The 23895-nt window shown below is 74.3% G+C and carries 18 protein-coding genes; 16 read left to right on the top strand and 2 right to left on the bottom strand.

From position 1 onward, the window contains the following. The first annotated feature begins 6 nt into the window (after positions 1–6). From O7606_RS19660 to O7606_RS19630, 7 genes are all read left to right on the top strand, one after another. Positions 7–1605, top strand: a complete 1599-nt coding sequence (locus tag O7606_RS19660) for a PfaD family polyunsaturated fatty acid/polyketide biosynthesis protein (protein ID WP_281595485.1) — start codon at positions 7–9, stop codon at positions 1603–1605. Beyond that, a complete protein-coding gene (locus O7606_RS19655; protein ID WP_281595484.1) occupies positions 1602–3371 on the top strand; it encodes an acyl-CoA dehydrogenase in 1770 nt (589 codons plus the stop codon). The genes O7606_RS19660 and O7606_RS19655 overlap by 4 nt, the downstream gene beginning before the upstream one ends. Continuing rightward, positions 3368–5140, top strand: a complete 1773-nt coding sequence (locus O7606_RS19650) for an acyl-CoA dehydrogenase family protein (protein WP_281595483.1) — start codon at positions 3368–3370, stop codon at positions 5138–5140. The genes O7606_RS19655 and O7606_RS19650 overlap by 4 nt, the downstream gene beginning before the upstream one ends. Beyond that, positions 5137–5934: a 4'-phosphopantetheinyl transferase superfamily protein gene (locus tag O7606_RS19645; RefSeq protein ID WP_281595482.1), complete on the top strand. Its 798-nt coding sequence runs from the start codon at positions 5137–5139 to the stop codon at positions 5932–5934. The genes O7606_RS19650 and O7606_RS19645 overlap by 4 nt, the downstream gene beginning before the upstream one ends. Next, positions 5931–7451, top strand: a complete 1521-nt coding sequence (locus O7606_RS19640; RefSeq protein WP_281595481.1) for a DHA2 family efflux MFS transporter permease subunit — start codon at positions 5931–5933, stop codon at positions 7449–7451. Before O7606_RS19645 ends, O7606_RS19640 begins: the two co-directional genes overlap by 4 nt. 81 nt (positions 7452–7532) lie before the next feature. After that, on the top strand, positions 7533–8099 hold the full coding sequence (locus tag O7606_RS19635; protein WP_281595480.1) for a DUF4188 domain-containing protein: 567 nt from the start codon (positions 7533–7535) through the stop codon (positions 8097–8099). 90 nt (positions 8100–8189) lie between these two features. After that, the gene (locus O7606_RS19630) at positions 8190–8363 is read left to right on the top strand and encodes a hypothetical protein (RefSeq protein ID WP_281595479.1); all 174 of its coding nucleotides are present in this window, start codon (positions 8190–8192) and stop codon (positions 8361–8363) included. Positions 8364–8370: 7 nt separating this feature from the next. Here O7606_RS19630 and O7606_RS19625 read toward each other — a convergent pair whose 3' ends face one another. After that, complete coding sequence (locus O7606_RS19625) at positions 8371–9072, bottom strand: TetR/AcrR family transcriptional regulator (RefSeq protein WP_281595478.1); 702 nt, start codon at positions 9070–9072, stop codon at positions 8371–8373. 183 nt (positions 9073–9255) lie between these two features. Here O7606_RS19625 and O7606_RS19620 point away from each other — a divergent pair, with 183 nt between their 5' ends. Continuing rightward, complete coding sequence (locus O7606_RS19620) at positions 9256–9759, top strand: DUF1707 domain-containing protein (protein WP_281595477.1); 504 nt, start codon at positions 9256–9258, stop codon at positions 9757–9759. 209 nt (positions 9760–9968) lie between these two features. On the opposite strand, the gene O7606_RS19615 is transcribed toward O7606_RS19620, so the two are convergent. After that, positions 9969–11153 carry a glycosyltransferase gene (locus O7606_RS19615; protein WP_281595476.1) on the bottom strand — a complete coding sequence of 395 codons (1185 nt, stop codon included), beginning with the start codon at positions 11151–11153 and terminating at the stop codon, positions 9969–9971. 80 nt (positions 11154–11233) lie between these two features. Between O7606_RS19615 and O7606_RS19610 the strand changes: the two genes are divergently transcribed. From O7606_RS19610 to O7606_RS19575, 8 genes are all read left to right on the top strand, one after another. After that, the gene (locus tag O7606_RS19610) at positions 11234–12094 is read left to right on the top strand and encodes a DNA-formamidopyrimidine glycosylase family protein (protein ID WP_281595475.1); all 861 of its coding nucleotides are present in this window, start codon (positions 11234–11236) and stop codon (positions 12092–12094) included. A gap of 327 nt (positions 12095–12421) precedes the next feature. Continuing rightward, complete coding sequence (locus O7606_RS19605; protein WP_281599766.1) at positions 12422–13930, top strand: sugar transferase; 1509 nt, start codon at positions 12422–12424, stop codon at positions 13928–13930. Between the two features lie 39 nt (positions 13931–13969). Beyond that, a complete protein-coding gene (locus O7606_RS19600) occupies positions 13970–15253 on the top strand; it encodes a histidine kinase (protein ID WP_281595474.1) in 1284 nt (427 codons plus the stop codon). Beyond that, complete coding sequence (locus O7606_RS19595; RefSeq protein WP_281595473.1) at positions 15250–16008, top strand: LytTR family DNA-binding domain-containing protein; 759 nt, start codon at positions 15250–15252, stop codon at positions 16006–16008. Before O7606_RS19600 ends, O7606_RS19595 begins: the two co-directional genes overlap by 4 nt. 169 nt (positions 16009–16177) lie before the next feature. Then, positions 16178–18253, top strand: a complete 2076-nt coding sequence (locus O7606_RS19590) for a carboxypeptidase regulatory-like domain-containing protein (protein ID WP_281595472.1) — start codon at positions 16178–16180, stop codon at positions 18251–18253. A 104-nt stretch (positions 18254–18357) separates the two neighbouring features. Continuing rightward, a complete protein-coding gene (locus tag O7606_RS19585) occupies positions 18358–18765 on the top strand; it encodes a hypothetical protein (RefSeq protein WP_281595471.1) in 408 nt (135 codons plus the stop codon). Between the two features lies 1 nt (position 18766). Beyond that, complete coding sequence (locus tag O7606_RS19580) at positions 18767–20425, top strand: cation acetate symporter (protein WP_281595470.1); 1659 nt, start codon at positions 18767–18769, stop codon at positions 20423–20425. 352 nt (positions 20426–20777) lie between these two features. Beyond that, complete coding sequence (locus tag O7606_RS19575; protein ID WP_281595469.1) at positions 20778–23891, top strand: BTAD domain-containing putative transcriptional regulator; 3114 nt, start codon at positions 20778–20780, stop codon at positions 23889–23891. Positions 23892–23895 lie beyond the last annotated feature (4 nt).

The following is a 23895-nucleotide window of genomic DNA, read 5'->3' as shown; positions in this document are numbered from 1 at the left end:
GCCGTCATGACCGTCACCGTCCAACCGGCCGTCGCCACCGCCGGACGTGCCGTACCCGTCGGGCAGAGCCCGGCGCACGTCGATCCCGCCGGGATCCGGGCCGCCCTGGCCCGGCTGGAGGAGCCGGTGTACGTGGTCCGCGCCGGCAACGGGATCGGCGTGACCAACCAGCAGCCCGCCGCGACGACCACGGTGCTCGCCGCCGTCGGCCCGCTCACCCCGGAACGCCTCGGTGACGCCGGTTTCCGAGCCCGCCACGGCGTGCGCTACGCCTACATGGGTGGCGCGATGGCCGGCGGGATCGCCTCCGAGGACCTGACCGTCGAGCTGGCCCGGGCCGGGTACCTCGGCTCCTTCGGCGCGGCCGGGCTGCTGCCGGAGCGCATCGAGCGGGCCCTGCTGCGCTTCCGCGGCGAGCTCGGGGGCCTGCCGTACGCGGTGAACCTGATCCACGCCCCGAGCGAGGAGCAACTGGAGCGCGCCGGGGTGGAGCTGTTCCTGCGGCACGGGGTGCGCTGCGTGGAGGCGTCGGCCTTCATGGACCTCACCCCGCACATCGTCCGCTACCGGGTCGCCGGCCTCGGCCGGGACCCGCAGGGCCGGGTCGCGGTCGGCAACCGGGTCGTCGCCAAGGTGTCCCGCCCCGAGGTCGCCGCGAAGTTCCTCGCCCCGCCGCCCGCGTCGATGGTCGCCGACCTGCTGGCCCGGGGGCTGGTCACCGCCGAGCAGGCGGAGCTGGCCCGGCTGGTGCCGATGGCCGACGACATCACCGTCGAGGGTGACTCCGGCGGGCACACCGACCGGCGTCCGCTGGTCGCCCTGTTCCCGGTGATCGCCGCGCTGCGCGAGGAGGCCCAGCGCCGCCTCGGGTACCCGGTGCGGATCGGGGCCGCCGGCGGGCTGGGCACCCCGACCTCGGTCGCCGCCGCGTACGGCCTGGGCGCCGACTACGTGGTGGTCGGCTCGGTGCACCAGGCGTGCGTCGAGTCGGGCACCTCCGACCAGGTCCGTCGGATGCTCGCCGCGGCCGGGGTGGCCGACTGCGACATGGCCCCGGCGGCCGACATGTTCGAGCTCGGCGTGGACCTCCAGGTGCTCCGCAAGGGCACCCTCTTCCCGATGCGGGCCCGCCGGCTGTACGAGCTGTACAAGCTCTACGACGGCATCGAGGCGCTGCCGGCCGACGAACGCGCCCGGCTGGAGACCCAGATCTTCCGCCGGCCGCTCGACGACATCTGGACCGACGTGCGGGAGTACTTCACCCGCCGCGACCCGGAGCAGTTGGCACGGGCCGGTCGGGAGCCGCGCCGCAAGATGGCGCTGATCTTCCGCTGGTACCTCGGCATGGCCTCCCGCTGGGCCAGCGTCGGCGAGGGCGACCGGGCCCCGGACTACCAGGTGTGGTGCGGCCCGGCGATGGGCGCGTTCAACGAGTGGGTGGCCGGCACCGACCTGGCCGAGCCGGGCAACCGCCGGGTGGCCCGGGTGGCGGCGGAGCTGATGCGCGGCGCGGCGTACGCCAGCCGGGTGCAGCAGCTCACCCTGAGCGGGATCCGGCTGCCGGTGTCGGCGCGGTCGTACCGGCCGGGGGGTGCGTCGGCATGACCGGCACCCTGGAGGCCGGGCCGCTGACCCGGTTCGCCGTCGCCGCCGACCTGGACCGGTCGCTCGGCGACCCCACCGACTGGCGCAACCCGTACGGCTTCGACGCGGCGGTGGCCCGGGACGAGGCGGCGGCCTTCCCGGAGGCGCTGGCCGCCGCCGTCGGCCCGGCGCTGCGCCGCTCCTACGTGCCGCAGACCGACGGGGGCACGCTGGGCGGCGCCGACGAGACCCTGATGACGGTACGGGTCGCCGCCCGGCGGGACCTGACGGTGATGCCGGCGACCATGTTCAGCATCACCGCCGCCACCTGCGTCCTGCTGGCCGGGGACGCCGGCCAGCGGGCCCGGGTGGTGGAGCTGCTCGGCCGGGGCGGCGCGGTCGGCTTCGCGCTGACCGAGGTGGAGCACGGCAGCGACCTGCTCGCCAACGGCTGCCGGCTGGAGCCGGACGGTTCCGGCGGCTACCGGCTGTGGGGCGACAAGTGGCTGGTCGGGCTCGGGGACCGGGCGGAGGCGCTGCTGGTCTGTGCCCGTACCGGGCGACGGGGTCCGGGCGCGTTCACGCTGGTGCTGCTGGAGGGGCCGGTGGTCGCGGCCTGCCGTACCGGGGTGCGCCGCAGCAGCGGGATGCGCGGGATCGGTCTGACCGGCTTCGACTTCGCCGGCGTCCCGGTCCCGGCGGAGGCCCTGGTGGGGCCGGTCGGGCGGGGTCTGGACGTGGCGATGCGGGCGATGCAGTACGTCCGGGTGATGAGCACCGGGGCGAACCTGGCCGCCGCCGACTCGGCGCTGCGCTGGGCGTCGGACTTCGCCGCCACCCACCGGGTCGCCGACCGGCCGCTGGCCGACCTGACGCCGACCCGGCGGCAGCTCGCCACGGCCGCCGCCACGCTGCTGGCGATGGAGGCCGGCGCGCTCGGCGCGGCCCGCGCGCTGCACCTCGCGCCGAAGGCGCAGGGGCTCTGGTCGAGCGTGGTGAAGCAGGTCTGCACGGACGCCTCGGCGGACGTCTTCCAGCGCTGCGGCGACCTGCTCGGCACCCACGCCCTGCTGCGGGAGGGCTTCGCCGCCGCCTTCGACACGTTCCGCCGGGACAACGCGGTGGTCCGGCACATCGACACCGGGCCGGTGGCGAACCTGCGCCTGGTCGGCACCGTGCTGACCCAGTGGGCGCTGACCGGCCAGCCCGGCTCCACGCTGGACACCGCCGCGCTGTTCGACCTGTCCACGCCACCGCCGCCGGTCCGGCTGGACGCGCTGGCGGTGGCCGGCCGGGACGACCCGGTCACCGGTGGCCTGCCGCTGGTCGCCGACCGGGTACGGGCCGAGCTCGCCGCCGTCGGCGGTCCGCTCGCCGACGCCGCCGCGCAGGCGGTCGCCCGGTTGCGTACCGCGCTGGCCGGTGAGCTCGCCCGGGTGGCCGGGCTGCTGGAGAGCCACCGGGGCCGGACCGCGCCGGACCTGCTGGAGGAGGCGGAACGGTTCTGCTTCCTGCACGCCGCCGCGAGCTGCGTGCACCTGTGGTGGGCCAACCGGGAGCAGCCGCTGCTGGGCGGCCGTGCCGGCGACCCGGCCTGGCTGGCCGCCACGGTCGGCGTCCTGCTGGCCCGGGCCCAGGGCGGCGTCTGGCGGCTCCCGGCCGACCTGGTGGAACCGACGTACCGGTCGCTGGCCCGGCTGCACGCCGACGGCCGGCTGCTCTCCGTGACCGCGCTGCCGCTGGCCGAACACGACCGCGCCGACAAGAGGAAGGGGGACCTCCCGTGACCGTCAAGCACCAGATCGCGCTGGCCGAGGAGCTGGAGCGCTACCTGGGTGACCCGCACGACCCGTCGAGCCCGATGTCCTTCGCGACGGTGCTGGGCTACGACGAGCGCGAGGAGTTCCCGCACGAGCTGGTGGGCCTGCTGCAACGCTGGCGACTGCACGAGTACTGCCTGCCGGCGGCCTTCGGCGGGCGGGCCGGCGACGTGGAGGTCGGCTTCAACCTGCTGCGGCTGGTGGCCCGCCGGGACCCCACGTCGGCGACCGCGCTGATGCTCACCGACCTGGCGTTCATGCCGGCCTGGATCGCCGGCACCGACGAGCAGAAGCGGTACTTCGTCGACGCCATCAACCACGGCACCCGGATGGCGTGGGGGCTCTCCGAGCGGGAGCACGGCAGCGACGTGCTCAGCAACGAGATGCGCGCCGAACGCGTCGAGGGCGGCTACCTGCTCACCGGCGAGAAGTGGCTGATCGGCAACGCCACCATCGCCGACGCGGTGAGCGTGCAGGCGCGTACCGACGAGCGGGGCGGCCCGGGTGGCTGGTCCATCTTCTCGGTGGAGAAGCGCAAGGCCCCGGCCGGCGCGGTGGTGGAGCTGCCCAACGAGCGGCTGCACGGGCTGCGGGCCCTGGACATGAGCGGCATCCGGCTGGAGCGGCTGTTCGTCCCGGACTCGGCCCGCCTCGGCGCCGAGGGGCAGGGCCTGGAGATCGCGCTCAAGAGCGCGCAGGTGGCCCGGACGACGATCAGCGGCATGGCGCTGGGCGCGGTGGACACCGCCCTGCGGGTGACGCTGGACTTCGTCACCGAGCGGGTGATCTTCGGGCAGAAGGTCGTCGACGTGCCGTACACCCGGCGTCAGCTCGCCGAGTGTTTCGCGGACCTGATCGTGGCGGAGTGCGTCAGCACCGGGGCGGTGCGGGGGTTGCAGGCCAACCCGGGGCAGACCAGCGTCTTCTCGTCGGCCGTCAAGTACTTCGTGCCGACCCTGCTGGAGCGGACGATGTCCCAGCTCTCGGTGGTCCTCGGCGCGCGGCTCTACCTGCGCTCGCACCCGCACTACGGCATCTACCAGAAGATGCTGCGGGACGTGCTGGTGGCGATCTTCGCCGACGGCAACACGGTGGTGAACCTGAAGAACATCGCCCTGCAACTGGAGGGGCTGCTCAGGACGGCGCGCGGCCCGGTCTCCGCGGAGGCGGCGGCCCGGATCGAGGCGCAGTACGACCTGGACGCCACCCTGCCGGAGTGGCGGCCCGAGGACCAGCAGTTGTTCAGCCGGGGCGGCGACGACACCGTGCTGCTGCTGCCGGACTCGGTCCGGCTGCTGCGGGAGCAGGCCGGGGCGCACTCCGACCAGCGGCAGCGGGAGTGGCTGCTGCGGGCCGCCGACGTGGCCGAGACGCTGTACGGCCAACTGGAGCGCATCGACGCGGAGACGCAGGCGCTGCGCGCCGGGCACGGCCGGGGCTTCGCCGGCACCGCCGAGCTGTTCCGGCTGGCCGAGCAGTACTGCGCGATCCACGCCGCCGCCGCGACGGTGCACCTGTTCACCCGCTCGGCCCGGGCGCTGGCCGAGCCGTTCCCGGACGGCGCGCTGCTGCTGATGAGCCTGGAACGCTCGTGGCGGCAGTTCGACCCGGCCCGGCCGGTCACCGACGTCGGCGTGGTCGACCGGGTGGTGGAGATCCTGCGTGGGCTGCACGACGAGCGCCGGCTCTTCTCGGTCTGGCAGTTCCAGCTCAGCGCCTCCGGGGAGCGACGGTGAGCGTCCTCGCGCCGGCGCGCCGGCACCCCGCCCCGGTCGGGGTCCGGCCACGACGGACGCCCGACGACGGGGTGGCCGACCTGGTCGGGGCGACGGTGTGGCTGCTGGCCGAGTCGGCGGTGCCCCGGCTCGCCGCGGACCTGCCCCCGGCCGAGGTGCTCACCACCGGCGAGCTGGACCGGATCGGCCGGCTGGCCACGTCGGGCGCGCGTCGCCGCTGCCTGGGCGCCCGGCTGATGAGCCGGCTGCTGCTGGCCCGGTACGCCGGGACTCGGCCGGCCGCGCTCTCCTTCACCACCGGCCGGTACGGCCGACCGGAGCTGTCGCCGAACCCGTGGGGGCTGCGCTTCAACCTCTCGCACACCGAGGGGCTGATCGCCTGCCTGGTCACCCGGGGGGCGCCCTGCGGCGTCGACGTGCAGGGTCCGCTGCGCCCGGAGGCGCTGCCGTACTTCCGCAGGGCCCTGACCGACCGGGAACTGGCCCGACTGGACGCCGTCGAGCCGGGTCGCCGGGCGGCGGCCGTCGTGGACGTCTGGGCGACGAAGGAGGCCTACACCAAGGCGCTCGGCGCCGGCCTCCAGTACGGCTTCCACCGCATCGAGGTGCACGGCGTGCCGGACGGCCCGGTCGCGGTGCACGACCCACGGCTGCCCGTGACCCGGAACCGTCGCTGGCAGTTCCACCTTGGACACCTGAACACCGGCCACACCCTGGCCGTCGCCGTCCGCCGGCCCGCGCCGGCCCCGTACCCGCTGTCCGTCCGACAGCTCCCGGAAGGAGTCGTCCGATGAGTCCACGCCGTGGTCTCGCGGCCACCATCGTGGCCAGTTCCGTCCCGATGTTCCTGGTGGCGCTGAACAACCTGGTGGTCACCAACGCGCTGCCCGAGATCGGCAAGGACCTCGGCGCGAGCCTGAACGAGCTCCAGTGGGTGGTCAACGCGTACGTGCTGGCCTTCGCCGGCCTGCAGTTGACCGCGGCGGCGCTCGGCGACCGGCTCGGCCGACGCCGGGTCTTCGTCGGGGGCATCGTGGTCTTCGTGGCGGCGTCGGCCGCCTGCGCCCTGGCCGGGACGACCGAGCTGCTGATCGCCGCCCGGGTGGTACAGGGCATCGGCGCGGCGGCGGTCTTCCCGCTGTCGTTGACCCTGCTCGCCGCCGGGGTGCCGCAGCGCCGACGCAACCTGGCGGTCGGGCTCTGGGGCGCGGTCTCCGGCACCGCCGTGGCGGTCGGCCCGCTGGTCGGCGGCGCGGTCACCGAGGGGCTCAACTGGCAGTGGATCTTCTGGGTGAACGTGCCGATCGGGCTGGCCGCGATCGGTCTGGTCTACTGGGCGCTCGCCGAGGGCCGGGGCAACGGCAAGGGCCTGGACGTGCTCGGCATGCTGCTCGGTGGCGGCGCGGTGACCGTCGCGGTCTGGGCGATCGTCGAGGCCGAGGGGCGGGGCTGGGGCAGCCCGGAGATCCTGGGCGCGTTCGGCGGCGCCGCGCTGCTGGCCGTCCTCTTCGTGGTCTGGGAGCGGCGTACCCGGGACCCGCTGCTGCCGTTGACCTTCTACCGCAGCCGGCCGTTCGTGCTGAGCAACCTGGTGTCGCTGGCGATGTACTTCGGCGTCTTCGGCTCGATCTTCCTGCTGGTGCAGTACCTCCAGGGCCCGCTCGGCTACTCGCCCCTGGAGGCGGGCGTACGGACCCTGCCGTGGACCCTGATGCCGATGTTCCTCGCCCCGGTGGCGGGCATCCTGACCAGCCGGATCGGCGGCGGCCCGCTGATGGCCCTCGGGCTCGCCCTGCAGGCCGGCGCGCTCTTCTGGATCGGCGCGCTGGCCGAGCCGGGCCGCGAGTACACCGCGCTGATCCCGGCCATGATCGTCGCCGGTACCGGCATGGGGCTCACCTTCGCCCCCAACTCGGCGACGGTGCTGGCCGCGGTCCGCGAGCACGAGCACGGCAAGGCCTCCGGCGCGAACAGCACGGTCCGGGAGATCGGTGGCGCGCTCGGCATCGCCGTCCTGGCCACGGTCTTCCAGCAGTCCGGCGGCGTGGTCGGCCCGGACCCGACGGCCGGTCCGCAGGCGTTCTTCGACGGTCTTGTCCCGGCGCTCTACGTCGGCGCCGCGGTGGTGGCCGTGGGCGCCCTGGCCGGCGCGCTGATCCGCCGGCAGAAGCCGGCGTCCGGGCCGACCGCGACCCCGGCCGACGCCCCGGTCTCGCCGGCGGTCACCGGGACGACCGGTTCGCCGTCGAGCGGCGGGAGCGGCCCGCTGGCCGACTCCGGCCCACGGGAGACCGACTGGGCCCGGGTGTGACGGCGGCGGTGGCGTCGGGTCGGCGGATCCGGCCCGACGCCACCGCCGCAGACCCGGCGATTCGAGAGGGAGGTACGTCCGGTGCGTGCCCGGCGGAGGGTGGACGCGTTCCGACGCACGGTCAGCGGTCCGCCGGGGACGCGGGCGTCGGACGCCCCGGCGCCCGGCCGCCACGCCGCGGACCCGGACTCCGACATCGCGTTGTTCCTGATCGGCCTGCGGATCAACCGGCTGCGTTCGCTGCGGGGCGGGCTGCGCGTCGTGACCTCGATGCTGCGCCTGCTGGACGATCTGCACGACGACCACGACTCCGGTTACCGGGGGCACCGGATCCTCTTCGGTCCGACCCCCCGGGAGATGACGGTCCTGCAGTACTGGGCCAGTCGGGAGCAACTGCTGGCCTTCGCCACCGACCCCGGGCACCGGCACCGGGCGGCCTGGCGGGAGTTCGAGCGGATGGTCCGCTCGTCGGCCGGTGGCGTCGGGTTGTGGCACGAGATCTACCGGGTGCCCCGGGACGGGATCTCCAGCTTCTACCTGGACGTCCCACCGCTCGGGCTGGCCGCCGTCACCGGCCTGACGCCCAGGGGCCCGGGTGGCCGGCGGGAGCCGAACTGGAGAGCAGCTTCCCACCACGCGCTACCCTGACCAGCACTTGAGCAGCGACGCTGATCCCCCGTAGTCTTGGTGTCACTTTCCGTAGGTGTGAGGGGAGATCGATCCGAAGGGTCACGAACGATGGACCACATCAGAGAAGAAGAGCTTCACGAGACGATGGAGTCGTTGCGGAAGTCGATCGGCGACATGCCGGACACGGTGCCCGGGCGGCTGGTCGACCGCGTGCTCGGCGCGCGTACCGCGCCACCGGAGACCGACCCGGTCGGTGACGAACGGCCGACGCCCGAGCGGTAACGGCGGGTCAGCCCCCGCCGACGCCCCCCGGCCCCGGGCGGGCCGACGACCCTGGCGACCCCGGGGGCCCCGGCGCACGGTCGCGCAGGCCGTCGATGAACAGGTCGATGGCGGCGCCGCCCAGCCGGTACGGCGAGGCGTCCGGCTCGACGACCCCCAGCACGTCGTCGATGTGCAGGGTGGCCAGGCCGTGCACCAGCCCCCACGCGGACCGGGCGACCCCCCGGTCGTCGAGGCCGGGCCGGGTCTGGCCCTGCTCCCGCGCCTGCCGTACGCAGGTCAGCAGGGTGGCGAAGGTGGCCGGTCCGGCGGCGGAACGCTGCGGCTCGCGCTCACGTTCGCCGAAGAGCAGCCGGAACACCGCCGGCCGGTCGACCGCGAATTCGAGGTACGTCCGGCCGAGGGCGGCCAGCCGCTCCAGCGGATCGTCGGGATGCCGCCCGGCGGCATCCCGCAGCGCCGCCCCGAACTGGTCCCAGCCGCGCTCCACCACGGCCGCCAGCAGCGCTTCCTTGGTGGCGAAGTGCCGGTACGGGGCGGCGGTGCTCACCCCCGCGGCCCGCGCCGCCGCGTTGAGGCTGAAGCCCGGCACGCCGTGACGGGCGATGAGGTCGACCGCGGCGTCCATCAGCGCCTGCCGGAGGTTTCCGTGGTGGTAGCGGGCGCGGGTCGCGCCGGTCACCGCCGCCTCCGGTCCCCGCTCGGTCATGTTGACGCACACTAACACTCCGCCGACAGCGGGATCGGGCGCTCGACCGGGACGGCACGAGTTGGCTGGCGGGGGTGTCGGGCGGGGGCTAGACTGATTGATGTAAGAGGCCGTTCACATCAAGCTCCGCCGACCGGCCCCGGGCCGCGCGGTCCCACCCGCCCTCCTGGAGGTGTCCGCAAGATGACCATCGACCCCGGCACCCGGGAGACCCCGGCCGTGCCCGGCGGGGCGCCCCGGTCGACGGCCGGTCCCGACCGCCGCCGCGTCGGCCGACCCGAACGCGACCGCGTCATCGCCCTGCTCAGCGAGGCGGTCAGCGCCGACTACCTGACCTTCGCCGAGTTCGAGGAGCGCAGCGCGCGGGCCGCCCTGGCCCGGGACCGCGCCGACCTCGACGCCCTCACCCACGACCTGCCGCCGGACCTGCTGCACCGGATCGGCCGGGACGAGCGCCGGGCCCGACTGACCCGGGCCGCCCTGCTGGGGGTCCGCGTCCACGTCGGCGTCTACCTGGCCGCCTCGCTGTTCATGGTCGCCCTCTGGCTGATCATCGCGGTCAGCGCCGACGCCTGGTACCCGTGGCCGATCTGGCCGATCCTCGGCTGGGGCGTCGGCGTGCTCGGGCACGCCGTACCGGTGACCCTGGTGGCCCGCAACCGGGCCCGCAACAGCCTGCCCGGCTGAACCGCCGCCCACCCGACCGGTCCCGGTGATCGATTCGCGTCTGACAGCGCGCTCCGCCCGGAGAGAGATCCCTGAAAAGGCGGTGTCCCGCACAGCGGATACCGCCATGTCCGGGATGACGAGTTGACCTTGAGGCGGGAGGGCGCAGCACCCCGCCGCACCGACCCGGCCGCCGTCGAGCCGCGGCCGGTCGGGACGACGGGCTGCCGCTACCTGGGGCGGGCCCCGCCCCGCAGGCCCGCGTACACGTCGATCAGGCGTTTGGTGACCACGTCGGGGTGGAAGGCGCCCTCGTAGCGCAACCGGGCCGCAGCGGAGAGCCCGGCCGCGCCGGCCGCCGCGACCGGCAGGGCGGCGGCCATCGCGGCCGGGTCGGCGGGCACCACCCAGCCCACCGCGCCGGCCGGGTCGTCCGCGCCGACCAGGTACGGGATGCCGCCCAGGTCGGTGCCGAGCACCGGCCGCCCGTTCGCCATCGCCTCGATCACCACGGTCGGCAGCACGTCGTGCCACATCGAGGCGGCGATCACCACCGCGCTGGCCGCCATCACCGCCCGCACCCCGTCCCGGTCCACCGAGCCGAGGTACGTGACGTCGGCGCGTTCGGCGGTAGCCGCCTCGGCGAGGTGCCGCAGTTCGCCGTCCCCGGCGATGCGCAGTGGGCCGAGCGCGCCGTCCGGGTGCCGCCGCCAGGCGTCGAGCAGCAGACCGAGGCCCTTCTCCGGAGAGAGCCGACCCAGATAGCAGAAGCCCTCGCCGAGCGGGGCGGGCCGGCCGGGGTCGGGGATGCCGTTCGGCTTGACCACGATCCGGTCCGCCGGGATGCCGTACTCGCGCAGGTGGGCGGCGATCTGCGAGGTGAGCGCGACGAACCGGTCCACCGACCGCCAGGTGGGGCGGTGCACGGCCAGGGTGGTCGCCATCAGGGCGCTCTGCACCGTCGAGCCCCGGTAGCAGCGGTTGCGGATCGCCGGCACGCCCAGCGTCCGGCCCTTGCAGTCCTGGCAGATCGCGCCGTCCCGGAAGTACACCCCGGAGGAACAGACCTGCCGGTAGTTGTGCACCGTCTGCACCACCGGCACGCCGTGCCGGTGCGCGGTCCGCACCACCCACGGTGAGAGCAGCGGGTACGGGTTGTGCAGGTGCAGCACGTCCGGTCGGTGTTCGGTGAGCAGCCGGCCGAGGTCCTGTTGCGCCCGCGGCGCGTAGATCGGCGAGATCGGCAGCAGCGCCTTGGCCGCGCCGGACATCGCGGGGATCTCGTCGGAGCTGCGCAGGAACGGCAGCACCTCGACGCCGGCCGCCGTGAGCTGGGCGATCTCCGCGTCGACGATGGTGTTCTCGCCGGACGGCTGGGCCTGGCGGTACCTGTTGTGCGCCACCACGATTCTCACTGAGCTTGCCCTTCGTTCGCGATTGCGGGACTCGCAAGCTCGTTCCTCACGCTCACGGGTACGAAGGCTACCGTTAGGAGGTGCCTGAGCTGCCCGAGGTGGAAGCGCTCGCCGATCACCTGCGCCGACGTGCCGTCGGGCGGCGGGTCGAGCGGCTGGAGATCGCCGCGATCAGCGCCCTGAAGACGTACGACCCGCCGGCGGGCGCGGTGGCCGGGCGGACGGTGACCGGCGCCGGCCGGCACGGCAAGTTCCTGGACGTGACGTTCGACGACGAGCTGCGGCTGGTGACGCACCTGGCCCGGGCCGGCTGGCTGCACTACCGGGAGTCGTTCCCGTCGGCGACCCCGCTGCGCCCCGGCAAGGGGCCGATCGCGGTACGGGTCCGCCTCGACGACGGCTCCGGCTTCGACCTGACCGAGGCGGGCACCCAGAAGAGCCTGGCCGCGTACCTGGTGACCGACGTGGGGCAGGTGCCCGGGGTGGCCCGGCTCGGCCCGGACGCGCTCACCGCCGACCTGGCGACCTTCGCCGAGCGGCTGCGCAGCCGGCGGGGCCAGGTCAAGGGGGTGCTGACCGACCAGCAGATCCTGGCCGGCGTCGGCAACGCGTACTCGGACGAGATCCTGCACGCGGCGAGGCTGTCGCCGTTCGCGCTCACCGACAAGCTGACCGACGCGCAGCTCGCGGCCCTGCACGAGGCGACCGGGCGGGTGCTGGGTGACGCGGTGGCCCGGTCGGTGGGCCAGCGGGCGGCGGAGCTGAAGGCGGAGAAGCGGTCGGGACTGGCGGTGCACGCCCGGACCGGGCTGCCCTGTCCGGTATGCGGCGACACGGTACGGGAGGTGTCGTTCGCCGACTCCAGCCTCCAGTACTGCCCCGGCTGCCAGACCGGTGGTCGGCCACTGGCCGATCGGCGGCTGTCGAGGATCGTCCGGTGAGCACTCCGGGTGACCGCCCGATGACCACTGGCTGAATCGCCCAGCCGGGTCGATACCACCGGCTGCGCGACTCCACCCCCGTCCCGATCCATCGGTATAGTGGCCCGGTCCCCGGCTTCCGCTGATCGGAGTCGGCCGGATCCCAGCCGCCACACCGGTGTCATCTCGTCTGGGTCGACGTCGGTGTCGGGGCATGCGTGGGAGACTGGTAACGGTGGGCGACCGCGCCCCTCACAACGTGAGCGGCGCGTGTCATGCGGGAGGACCTAGGTTGAGGTGACGACAAGCCTCCAGCGCCCGGTGAAGAGCGAAGGCCGGAGCAAACTCGTGCGGCACGTCGACAGCTTCGAGATCCAGCCGCCGACCCCGCCACCCAACGGCGTACCCCGGTCGGCGTGGGCGCGGGTCAGCCGCCGGGTCTCCCGGTGGCACCGCCCCTACACCCTGTTGCTGCTGCTGCTGGATTTCGGGCTGGCGGCGCTGGCCAGTTGGGTCGCCATCCAGCTCTTCGACCAGGCGGCCTCCGGGTTCACCGAGGCCGAGAGCGATCCGACCTGGTTCTACACCGTGTCGTGCGTGCTGCTCCCGCTGGGCTGGGTGATCACCCTGTGGAGCAACCGCGCGTACGACCGTCGCTACCTGGGTCTCGGGCCGGACGAGTTCAAACGGGTGATCCGCGCCTCGGTGACGGTGGCGGCCAGCGTGTCGTTCCTGGCCTTCGCCACCAAGACGGACCTCTCCCGCTACACCGTCGGCACCGCGCTGCTCGGCGCGGCCGCGCTCATCCTGTTCGGCCGGATGGTGGGCCGGTCCGTCCTGCACTGGGTGCGGCACCGGACGGGGCACGCCGCGCACCGGATGGTGCTGATGGGCACCCTGCCGGAGTGCCTGGAGGTGTACGCGGCGGTCACCCGCAGCCCGGCCGCCGGGCTGATGCCGGTGGCGATCCACCTCACCGACGGGTACGCCGCCGCCCGGGGCATCGACACCCCGGTGCCGGTGTACGCCGGCCGGGACGTGCTCGCCCTGGTGCGGGAGGTCGGCGGGGACACCATCGCGGTCTGCGGCTCGGCCAGCTCCGAGCCGGGTGAGCTGCGTCGGCTGGCCTGGCAGTTGGAGGGCTCCGGCGTCGACCTGGTGGTCGCCCCGCAGCTCACCGACATCGCCGGTCCCCGGGTGCACATCCGGCCGATCCAGGGCCTGCCGCTGCTGCACGTGGAGGAGCCGACCCTGTCCGGGCCGGCGCTGCTGGTGAAGAACCTGATGGACCGGGTGGCCGCCGGGCTGGGCCTGCTGGCGCTGGTCCCGGTGTTCCTGGCCATCGCGGTGGCGATCCGGATCTCCGACCCCGGCCCGGTGTTCTTCCGCCAGCCCCGGGTGGGGCACGAGGGACGCACGTTCCGGGTGTGGAAGTTCCGCACCATGTACGTGGACGCCGAGGAACGGCTGGCCAGCCTGGTCGACCAGAACGAGACCGACGGCATGCTGTTCAAGATGAAGCGGGACCCCCGGGTGTTCCCGGTCGGCCGGTTCCTGCGCGCCTCCTCGATGGACGAGCTGCCCCAGTTGATCAACGTGTTGTGGGGGGAGATGTCGCTGGTGGGGCCGCGTCCGCTCCCCGCCGACGACGGCGACTTCCTGGGCGACGTCCGACGTCGGCTGCTGGTCCGGCCCGGGATGACCGGGTTGTGGCAGGTCTCCGGCCGCTCCGACCTCTCCTGGGACGAGGCGGTCCGGCTGGACCTCTACTACGTCGACAACTGGTCGCTGGCGTACGACCTGAGCATCCTGTGGCGTACGGTCGGCGTGGTGCTGGCCCGCAAGGGCGCGTACTGACCTCTTGGCGTACCCGGCGGAACCGGCCATGATCTGAGCGTGAGCGGCAACCTCTCCGCGGCGCTCGCGGTCGTCGCCCTGGTCACCGCGCTCGTCGTCGCCGTGCTCGGGGTGGGCCGGCTGCGCGCCCGACGGGGCATCGCCACCGCCGGGCAGCGGGCCACCTACGAGGTGCTGCACACCGCCGGGCTGGCCGCCGAGCCGCTGCGCGCCGGCCTGGACGCGGGCAGCGCCGGCAAGGCCGTACGCCATCTGCGGGCCCTGGTGGGGTCGGCCGGGCTGGCCCTGGCGGACCGGGACGACCTGCTCGCCCTCGACGGGCAGGGCGGTCACCACACGGCCCAGTTGCGGGCGGCGGCGCGGCGGGCGGCGGCGGCCGGCCGGTCGACCGTGCTCGGCGAGTCGGAGCTGCGCTGCGACCGGGTGGACTGCCCGGTACGCGGAGCGGTCGTCGCCCCGCTCAGCGGCCCGGACGGCCGGGTGGTCGGCGCGCTGGTCGCGGTCGCCGACAGCGCCCCCGCGCCGGGGCTGGTGCAGGCCGCCCTGGAGACCGCCGACTGGGCCGGCAACCAGATCGCCCTGGCCGAGCTGGACTCGTCCCGGGAGCGGCTGGCCCGGGCCGAGGTGCGCGCGCTGCGCGCCCAGATCAGCCCGCACTTCATCTACAACGCGTTGACCGCGATCGCCTCGTTCGTCCGGACCGACCCGGAACGCGCCCGGGAGCTGATCCTGGAGTTCGCCGAGTTCACCAGGTACTCGTTCCGGGCGCACGGCGAGTTCACCACGCTCGCCGAGGAGCTGCGCTCGATCGACCGCTACCTGACCATCGAGCGGGCCCGCTTCGGTGACCGGCTCCAGGTGCGCCTCCAGATCGCCCCGGAGGTGCTGCCGGTGACGCTGCCGTTCCTGTGCCTGCAACCGCTGGTGGAGAACGCCGTCCGGCACGGGTTGTCCCGCAAGCCCGGGACGGGCATGGTGAGCATCGAGGCCCGGGACGCGGGCGCGGAGTGTCACCTCACCGTGGAGGACGACGGCGTGGGAATGGACCCGGCGACGTTGACCGCCGGCATCGCGGAGCTGACCGCCGGCCGGGAGACGCCGGCCGGCGGCGTCGCGGAGCTGGCCGAACCGGGCAGGTCGGGAGCTTCCAGCGGGGTCCGGGACGATCCGGGCCAGCACGTCGGGCTCTCCAACGTCGACGAGCGGCTCCGGTCGGCCTTCGGGGACCGGTTCGGCCTGGTCGTGGAGACCGGCCCGGGAGCGGGCACCAAGGTGAGCATGCGCATCCCGAAATTCCACCCCGGCGTGCGGGCAGGCTCGTGACCAGCGGTTTCCTCCGGGTACTGGCGGTCGACGACGAGCCGCCGGCGCTGGACGAGCTGGCGTACCACCTGCGCGCCGACCCCCGGGTGGCCCGGCTGCACACCGCCTCGGACGCCACCGAGGCGCTGCGGGTGCTCCGCGACGACGACGTGGACGTGGTCTTCCTGGACATCCGGATGCCCGGCCTGGACGGCATGGAGCTGGCCCGGGTGCTGCGCCGGTTCGCCCGGCCGCCGGCGATCGTCTTCGTCACCGCGTACGACGACGGGGCGGCCGACGCGTTCGACCTGGGCGCCACCGACTACGTGCGCAAACCGGTCCGCGCCGAACGGCTCGCCGAGTCGTTGCGCCGGGTCACCGGCGCCCGGGTGGTGGCGAGTCATCCGGCCGCGGCGGCCCGCGCCGAGGACGATCCGACCATCCCGGTCGAGTTGGCCGGGACGACCCGGATGCTGCCCCGCTCGGCGGTGCGCTGGGTGGAGGCGCAGGGCGACTACGCCCGGCTGCACACCGCCGACGGGTCGCACCTGGTCCGGGTGTCGCTGGCGACGCTCGCCGAACGCTGGGCGGACGCCGGTTTCGTCCGGATCCACCGGTCGTACCTGGTGCAGTTGCGGCTGATCGCCGAGCTGCGGCTGGTCAACTCCGGCTACGTGGTGGTGGTGGACGCCGCCGAGCTGCCGGTGAGCCGCCGGCACACCCGGGAGCTGAAGGACAAACTGGTCCGCGCCGCCAAACAGGACTGGAACCGCTGACCGGAGCCGACGCGCGGCGGACCGGAGTCCGCCCGGACCACGGCCGAAAAGTGGAGTCGAGGAAGATCGCCGGTCGCCTATGCTCCCGGTGCCGATCCGGTACGGGGCGCGGGGTCGGTGCGGCGTCGTGCTGCCTCCGACGCCCCACCACCCTCACGTTTGGACAGGTATGCGACTTTCCCTACCGCGTCGCGTCGCCCTGGTGGGCGTCGTCGTCGCGTCCCTTCTCGCGCCCGGGGCGCTCCCGGCGCAGGCGGCGACAACCGGCACGGTCAGCGGGCGGCTGACCACCAGCGCCGGCGCCCCGGCCGCCGACGTCGGGGTGCGGATCTACACCCCGGACTTCTTCGGCGTCGACTGGACCAGCACCGACAGTGACGGCAACTGGAGCGTGCCCGGCCTGGCCCCGGGCCGCTACGCCGTCGCCTTCGAGCCGGCCGAAGCCGCCGAGCAGTACTACCGGCAGAAGACGACCCCGTGGGACGCCGACACGGTGACCGTCACCGCCGGGGACACGGTCACCGCCGACGACCAGCTCTTCGCCACCGGGACGATCACCGGGCAGATCCGCGACGCGGCCGGCGCGCCCGTCTCCGACCTGCTGGTCGAGGCGGTCGAGGTGGACACCCAGGTCCGGGCGTGGGCGCGGACCGAGCCCGACGGCCGGTACCGGATCGGCGCGTTCGGCGGCACGTACCTGATCTCGTTCCGGCCGATCGAGGGGCTCTGGCAGACCCAGTACGTCCCGGGCAAGCTCGACACCGAGGCCGCCGGCCGGTACACCGTCACCGCCGGGGCGGAGCTCGTCGTGGACGAGACGGTGCTGCCGACCGGCAGCATGTCCGGCACGCTGACCACCGCGGCCGGCGCTCCGGTGGCCGACGCGTACGTGGCGATCAACACCGCGAACATGTACGGCGCGGTGGACGCCAACACCGACGCCAACGGCCGGTTCAGCGTGCCGGCGCTGCTCGCCGGCACCTACAAGCTGGCCTTCTACGCCGGTGAGCGGCAGCAGTTCTACCGGGGCAAGCTCGACCACCAGCAGGCCGACCCGGTGACGGTGACCGGTGGCCAGGCCACCACGGTCGACGAGAGTCTGCTGGGCGAGGGCTCGGTGGAGATCTCCGCCGTCGACTCGGTCACCGGGGCGTCGATCGCCGACTTCTGCGCGGTGGACAAGTGCAGCCAGGGCACCGGCAAGGTGCTCCTGACCGGCCTGCCCGAGGGTCGCCACCTGATCTCCCTCTACACCCGCACCGGTCAGTACCACCATCGGGAGCTGAGCGACGTCCGGGTGGTGGCCGACCGCACCACCAGGCTCACGCCGAAGATGCGTCCCGGCGCGGTGATCACCACCACGATCGTGGACCGGCAGACCGGCGCGCCGGTCTCCGGGGTCTGCGTCGCGGCTTTCCTGCCCAAGCAGGCCGCCCTGCCGGACGGGTACGGGCGGTGCAGCGACAGCGCCGGCCGGATCAACATCGGCCCGCTGTCCACCGGCACGTACAAGCTGTTCGCCGACCCGCGCGACTCGCCGTACGGGCGGCAGTGGGTCGGGGCGGACGGCGGCACCGGTGACGAGCGGCAGGCCGTCCCGGTCGCCACGACGGTCGGCACGGTGGTGACCGGCCCGCAGGTGAAGCTGGACCGGGCCGGAAGGATCAGCGGCGTGGTCACCGACGCGACCTCCGGGCAACCGGTACGCCAGGTCGACGTCTCGGTGCTCACCGGGCACCCGGGCCTGGGCGTGGACGACGCGATCACCGACGACGACGGCCGGTACACGCTGGAGCGGCTCGGGCCGTACGCCTGGCCGGTGGTGTTCGCCGGTCACCCGTACCCGCAGCAGTGGTCGGGGAACGCGGTCAGCCGGTTCACCGCCACCCCGGTCACCGTCACCACCGGCGGCGTCAGCACGTACGACATGACGGTGCGCGCCGGCAGCACGGTGGCCGGCGACGTCACCGACGCCGACGGTCGGCCGTTCGTCGACGGGTACGTCATCGCCCGCAGCGCGGACACCGGCGACATCGCCGGGTACTCGCCGGTGGAGAACGGGCGGTACCGGACGCAGGTGGTCGGGAAGCAGCGGATCTACTTCACCTACAACGCCCGGATCGACGACACGTACCACTCCGGCACGTACAAGGAGCTGGACGCGGAGGGTGTGCTCCGGGTAGCCAGGTTCACCGTGCCGGCCAGCGGGACGCTCACCGCGAACCTGACGATTTCCACAAGCTGAGCGAGTTATCCACAGACGCCGGGCCGGTTGTCCACAGGTTGTGCACAACCGGCCCGGCGTTCTCCGGCACTTGACAAACGGCCCGGGACGGTGAGACTGCGTCAGTGGCCGCCCCCACCGAGCCGGTGCCGTCCCCCCGCACGCCGACCCCACCCCGGCGGACGCGGATCGTGCTGGCCGAGGTGTCCCGGCGGGGCGTCGAACGGACCCGCAGCGAGCTGACCGAGCAGACCCGGGTCGGCGAGGCGCTCGTCCGGGGGCTGGTCCGGGCCCAGCTCGCGCTGGCGCTGCGGCTCGCCGCGGTGGTGCTGATCGGGCTGGGCGGGCTGCCCTGGCTGTTCGCCATCGCGCCCACCGTCAGCCGGGTCACCGTGGCCGGGGTGAACCTGCCCTGGCTGCTGCTCGGGGTGGCCGCCTTCCCGTTCCTGGTCGCCGTCGGCTGGACGTACGTGTGGCTGGCCGAACGCAACGAACAGGACTTCACCGACCTGGTCCAGCGGCCGGAGCGCTGAGGTGGGCAACGGGTACGTGGTGCCGGCGATCGTGGCGGTCACCCTGGCCACCGTGGCGATCGGCTTCTACGGCCTGCGGGTGGCCCGGACCACCTCCGACTTCCTGGTCGCCTCCCGCACGGTCAGCCCGACCTGGAACGCCGCCGCGATCGGCGGGGAGTACCTGTCGGCGGCGTCCTTCCTCGGCATCGCCGGCCTGATCCTCAAGCACGGCGTGGACGTGCTCTGGTACCCGGTCGGGTTCGCCGCCGGCTACCTGGCGTTGCTGCTGTTCGTGGCCGCCCCGCTGCGCCGCTCCGGCGCGTTCACCCTGCCGGACTTCTGCGAGCTGCGGCTGGGCTCCCGCAAGCTGCGGGCGCTGGCCACCGTCTTCGTGATCTTCATCGGGTGGTTGTACCTGGTGCCGCAGCTCCAGGGGGCGGGGCTGATCCTGACCACGCTGACCGGCTCGCCGTACCCGGTCGGGGCGCTGCTGGTCGCGGCGGTGGTCACCGCGAACGTGGCGTTCGGCGGGATGCGGGCGATCACCTTCGTGCAGGCGTTCCAGTACTGGCTGAAGCTGACCGCGCTGGCCGTACCGGTGATCTTCCTGGTGTTGCAGTGGCAGGCCGACGGCCGCCCGGCGGTGACCCCGCCCGACGGGCCGGCGTTTCGGACCGCGACCACCGTCGTGGTCGAGCACCCGGCGGCGCTCACCTTCCCCGACGGGACGGTCCGCGAGGTACGTCCCGGCGACGAGCTGACCTTCGCCGCCGGTGACCCGGTGCCGGAGGTCACCGGAGTCGACACCGACGCCGCCGACTGGCTGCTGCCCAGCACCGCCGGGGACGACGACCGGGGGCTGTTCGGCACGTACTCGCTGATCCTGGCGACGTTCCTCGGGACCATGGGGCTGCCGCACGTGCTGGTGCGTTTCTACACCAACCCGGACGGCGCGGCGGCCCGCCGGACCACCCTGGTGGTGCTCGCCCTGGTCGGCGCGTTCTACCTGCTGCCCACCCTGTACGGGGTGCTCGGCCGGATCTACACCCCGCACCTGCTGGTCACCGGGCAGACCGACGCGGTGGTGGTGCTGCTGCCCGGGGCCGCCCTCGGCGACGGGACCACCGGCCGGCTGCTCGCCGCGCTGGTCGCCGCCGGGGCGTTCGCCGCGTTCCTGTCCACCTCGTCCGGGCTACTCACCAGCGTCGCCGGGGTGATCTCCACCGACGTGCTCGGCCAGGGCTCGGTACGCGGCTTCCGGCTGGCCACCCTGATCGCCGGGGCGGTGCCGGCGGCGCTGGCGCTGAACGTCTCCGGGCTGGACGTGTCGCAGGTCGTCGGGTTGGCCTTCGCGGTGGCCGCGTCCAGCTTCTGCCCGCTGCTGGTGCTGGGCATCTGGTGGCGCGGCCTGACCGACGTGGGCGCGGCCGCCGGCATCCTGGCCGGCGGCGGCGCGGCCGTCGGCGCGGTGCTGCTGACCGTGCTCGGCCCGCCGCTGACCGGCTGGCCGGCCACCCTGATCGCCCAACCGGCCGCCTGGACGGTCCCGCTGGCCTTCACGGTCATGGTGGCCGTCTCGGTGGCGTCCCGCCGCCGCGCCCCCGCCGACATCGCCACCACCATGCTCCGCCTGCACACCCCGGAGTCACTACGGCTGCACGGCAGGACGCCCGCCTGAGCGGCCGGGGCGGTCCGGACCGCGACGTCGTGCGGTCGCTCCCCTGCCGGGAGGCCGCACGACGTCGCGGTCCGTCCGGGTCCACTGTGGTCCGGGACGTGCCGGGCGCCCACCCCCGTACCTCCGGGCGGCAGGCCGCTGCGCGAGCGGCGTGGACCCGGTCGGACACCTCGGTCACCTTCCCGGACGACAGGCGGCCGGTCCGCCGCGCCCCGGGAGCCCGGACGTTAGCAACGGTCACTAACTAATCGCTAAGCGCCACTTCGGGTAGTCTGACGGACAGGTGACATGACACGACATGACGGACCGGTGACGGTAACGCCTGGGTGACGACGTGACCGTGGAGCCTCGTGTGGAGCTGTACTTCCGGGCGCTCGGCCCGGTGGCCGTCGAGTCGGGCGGCACGCCGGTGGACCTCGGCGGTCCACAACGGACCCTGGTGCTCGCGCTGCTCCTCGCCCACGCCAACCAGCCCGTCCCGGTGGACCTCATCGTCGACGAGCTCTGGCCGGACTCCCCACCCCGGTCCCACCGGGTGCAGCTCCAGGGACTCGTCTCGGACCTGCGCCGACGGCTGTCCCCGGGCGGCAGCCGCGCCGCCGCGCCCATCGTCACCAGCTCCTCGGCCTACCAGCTCCAGGTGGCGCCGGAGCAGTGCGACCTCGACCAGTTCCGGGCCGCGGTCGCCGCCGCCGAGACCGCGCGCGGCCACGGCGACACGGCGGCCGCGATCCGGCTGCTGCGCGCCGCCCTCCGACTCTGGCGGGGTCCCGCCTTCAGCGGCCTGTCGGGGCTGGTGATCGAACTCAGCGCGGCGGCCCTGAACGAGGCCCGGACCGACGCGATCGCGGCGTACGTCGACGCGCGCCTCGCCGACGGCCAGCTCGCCGGCCTGACCCCCGAGCTGGTCCGGCTGGTCGCCGAGCATCCGCTGGACGAGCGCTTCGCCCGGCAGCTCATGACGGCGCACAGCCGGGTCGGGCGGCGCTCCGACGCGCTGACCGTCTTCCGGGAGCTGCGCCGACGGACGGTGACCGAGTTGGGCGCCGAGCCGTCGGAGCAGACCCGGGAGCTGCACCGGCGGATCGTCACGGGAGATCCCGGGCCGAGCGGTCGGCCCGGACCCGACACCGGGCACGCGGACGGCGCTGGCCAGCCGCCCGACGCGGGTCGCGCGCTGGCCAGCGCGTACCGGCACCTGCCACCCGACATCACGGAGTTCGTCGGCCGACGGGCCGAGCTGGCGGCGGTACGGGACATCAGCGTCACCGACACGTCGGAGACCGCCGTCCCCGTCGTCACCATCGAGGGGATGGCCGGGGTGGGCAAGACCCGGCTGGCGGTGCACGCCGCGCACCGCCTCACCGGCGCGTACCCCGACGGTCAGCTCTACGTCGACCTGCGCGGCTTCACCGCGGACGCCGCCCCGGCCGACCCCGCCGAAGTGCTGGAGTCCCTGCTCAGGCTGCTGGGTGTCCCCGCGTCCAGCGTCCCGGCGACCGTGGAGGCCCGCGCGGCGGTGTTCCGGGACCGGCTGTCCGGCCAGCGGGTGCTGCTCGTGCTGGACAACGCGGCAGACGAGGCGCAGCTCCTCCCGCTGCTGCCGACCGGCCCCGGCTGCCTGGTGATCGTGACGAGCCGGCGCAGTCTGGCCGTGGACGGCGCCCACCCGATCCGACTGGACGTGCTGGACCGGACGGAGTCGTGGGACCTGCTCACCATGATCCTCGGCCCGGACCGGGTGACCGCCGAACCCGCCGCCGCCGACGCGTTACTGACCTGCTGCGGCCACCTGCCGCTGGCCGTGGCGATCGCCGCGCGGCGGCTACGCGCCCGACCGGCGTGGCAGCTCGGCCACCTCGTCACCCGGCTCACCGACGAGAACCACCGGCTCGACGAGCTCCACGCCGGGGGACGGGCGGTCGAGAGCGTCCTGGCCCTGTCGTACCGGGCGTTGACGCCCGAACGGCGACGGCAGTTCCGACTGCTCGGCGTGCACCCGGGCAACGACGTGACCGCGGCCTCGGTGGCGGCGCTGGTCGGCGCGGACCGGAAGACCGCCCGGGACGCGCTCGAATCGCTGCTCGACGAGCACCTCCTGCAACAGGTGGAGCCGCACCGGTACCAACTGCACGACCTGCTGCGGGAGTACGCCGGGCGGCGGTGCGCCGCCGAGGACCCGGCCGGTGTCGGGCCCGCCCGGGAGCGCCTGCTCGACTGGTACGTGGCGACCGTCGACGCGGCGACCCGGCTGATCCGCAGGTACCCCGTGCTGCCGGTGGGGCTGCCCCCGACCCCCCGGACCCCACCGGAGCGGTTCGCCGACGAGCCGGAGGCGCTCGCCTGGCTCGACGCGGAGTACCCGAACATCCTCGCCGCGATCCGGGCCGCCCCGGACGGGGTCGGGGACCGGCACGTGCTGCGCCTCGCCCACCTGCTGCCGCCGTACCTGATCCGCAAGGGGCACCTGGACGACTGGCGCGACGTCCTGCTCCGCGCCGAGGCGGTCGCCCGTCGGACGGGTGACCGGGGCGCCGAGGCGTACACCCTGACGATGCTCGGCCAGGCGTACGACAGCGCCGGGCGGACGGAGCCGGCGCTGGCCCGACTCGCCGAGGCGCTCGCCCTGCACCAGCGGCTCGGTCAGCTCGACGGCGAGGGGATCACCCGCAACCAGCTCGGTCTGGTGTACCGCCGGCTCGGTCGGCACCGGGCGGCGGTCGACGAGTACCGCCGGGCGATCGCGCTGCTCAGGTCGGACCTGGGCCGGCAGTGGACGGCCACCGTGCTGAGCAACCTCGGCATCGACCTGCACCTGCTCGGCCGGGACCGGGAGGCTCTGACGTACATCCAGCAGGCGCTGGCGCTGCAACGACGGTCCGGCGGCCCCGGCGTGGCGAGCATGGAGATCAACCTCGGTCTGCTCTACGCCCGGCTGGGGCGGCACGCCGAGGCGATCCGCCACAGCCGGCGGGCGCTGCTGTTGATGAGACGGCGTTGGCTGAGCCGCCCGGGCCAGGCCAACGCGCTGGCCAACCTCGCCCTCAGCCACATCAGGCTGGGCCGCCCCGGGGTGGCGCTCCGGTCCGGCCGGGCGGCGCTCGACCTCGCCCGTGGCCTCAGCCCCGACCTCCAGGCGAACGTGTGGAACACCCTCGGTGAGGCGTACCTGCTCGCCGGTCACCGCGCGGCGGCCCGGCGGAGCCACCGGGTGGCCCAGGAGATCGCCGACCGGATCAACGAGGCGGACGAACAGGCCCGTGCGCGGGCCGGCCTGGCGAAGGCCACCGGACGCCGCCCCCGCCCGCTACCGGACGCCAGGAACGCCACCGGACGTCGCCCCCGCCCGCTGCCGGGCACCGGGGTGGTCCCGGGCGGGACGGTCGGTCGCCGCCGCGACACCACCCCGAGGTGGAGGTCGAGATCGTCCCTGAGCAGGAGCGGAAGGGTTGCCGGGGCCGGATAGGTTC

It is taken from the genome of Micromonospora sp. WMMD882, from assembly GCF_027497255.1.
GTDB lineage: Bacteria > Actinomycetota > Actinomycetes > Mycobacteriales > Micromonosporaceae > Micromonospora.
The sequence above is the reverse complement of the archived record's forward strand: the minus strand, read 5'-3'. Positions and strand labels throughout refer to the sequence as shown.

Coding starts and splice junctions, on each gene's coding strand:
- O7606_RS19625 (WP_281595478.1), bottom strand. CDS start 9,072: ATGACCGAGCGGGGACCGGAGGCGGCGGTGACCGGCGCGACCCGCGCC.
- O7606_RS19590 (WP_281595472.1), top strand. CDS start 16,178: ATGCGACTTTCCCTACCGCGTCGCGTCGCCCTGGTGGGCGTCGTCGTC.
- O7606_RS19660 (WP_281595485.1), top strand. CDS start 7: ATGACCGTCACCGTCCAACCGGCCGTCGCCACCGCCGGACGTGCCGTA.
- O7606_RS19640 (WP_281595481.1), top strand. CDS start 5,931: ATGAGTCCACGCCGTGGTCTCGCGGCCACCATCGTGGCCAGTTCCGTC.
- O7606_RS19630 (WP_281595479.1), top strand. CDS start 8,190: ATGGACCACATCAGAGAAGAAGAGCTTCACGAGACGATGGAGTCGTTG.
- O7606_RS19620 (WP_281595477.1), top strand. CDS start 9,256: ATGACCATCGACCCCGGCACCCGGGAGACCCCGGCCGTGCCCGGCGGG.
- O7606_RS19655 (WP_281595484.1), top strand. CDS start 1,602: ATGACCGGCACCCTGGAGGCCGGGCCGCTGACCCGGTTCGCCGTCGCC.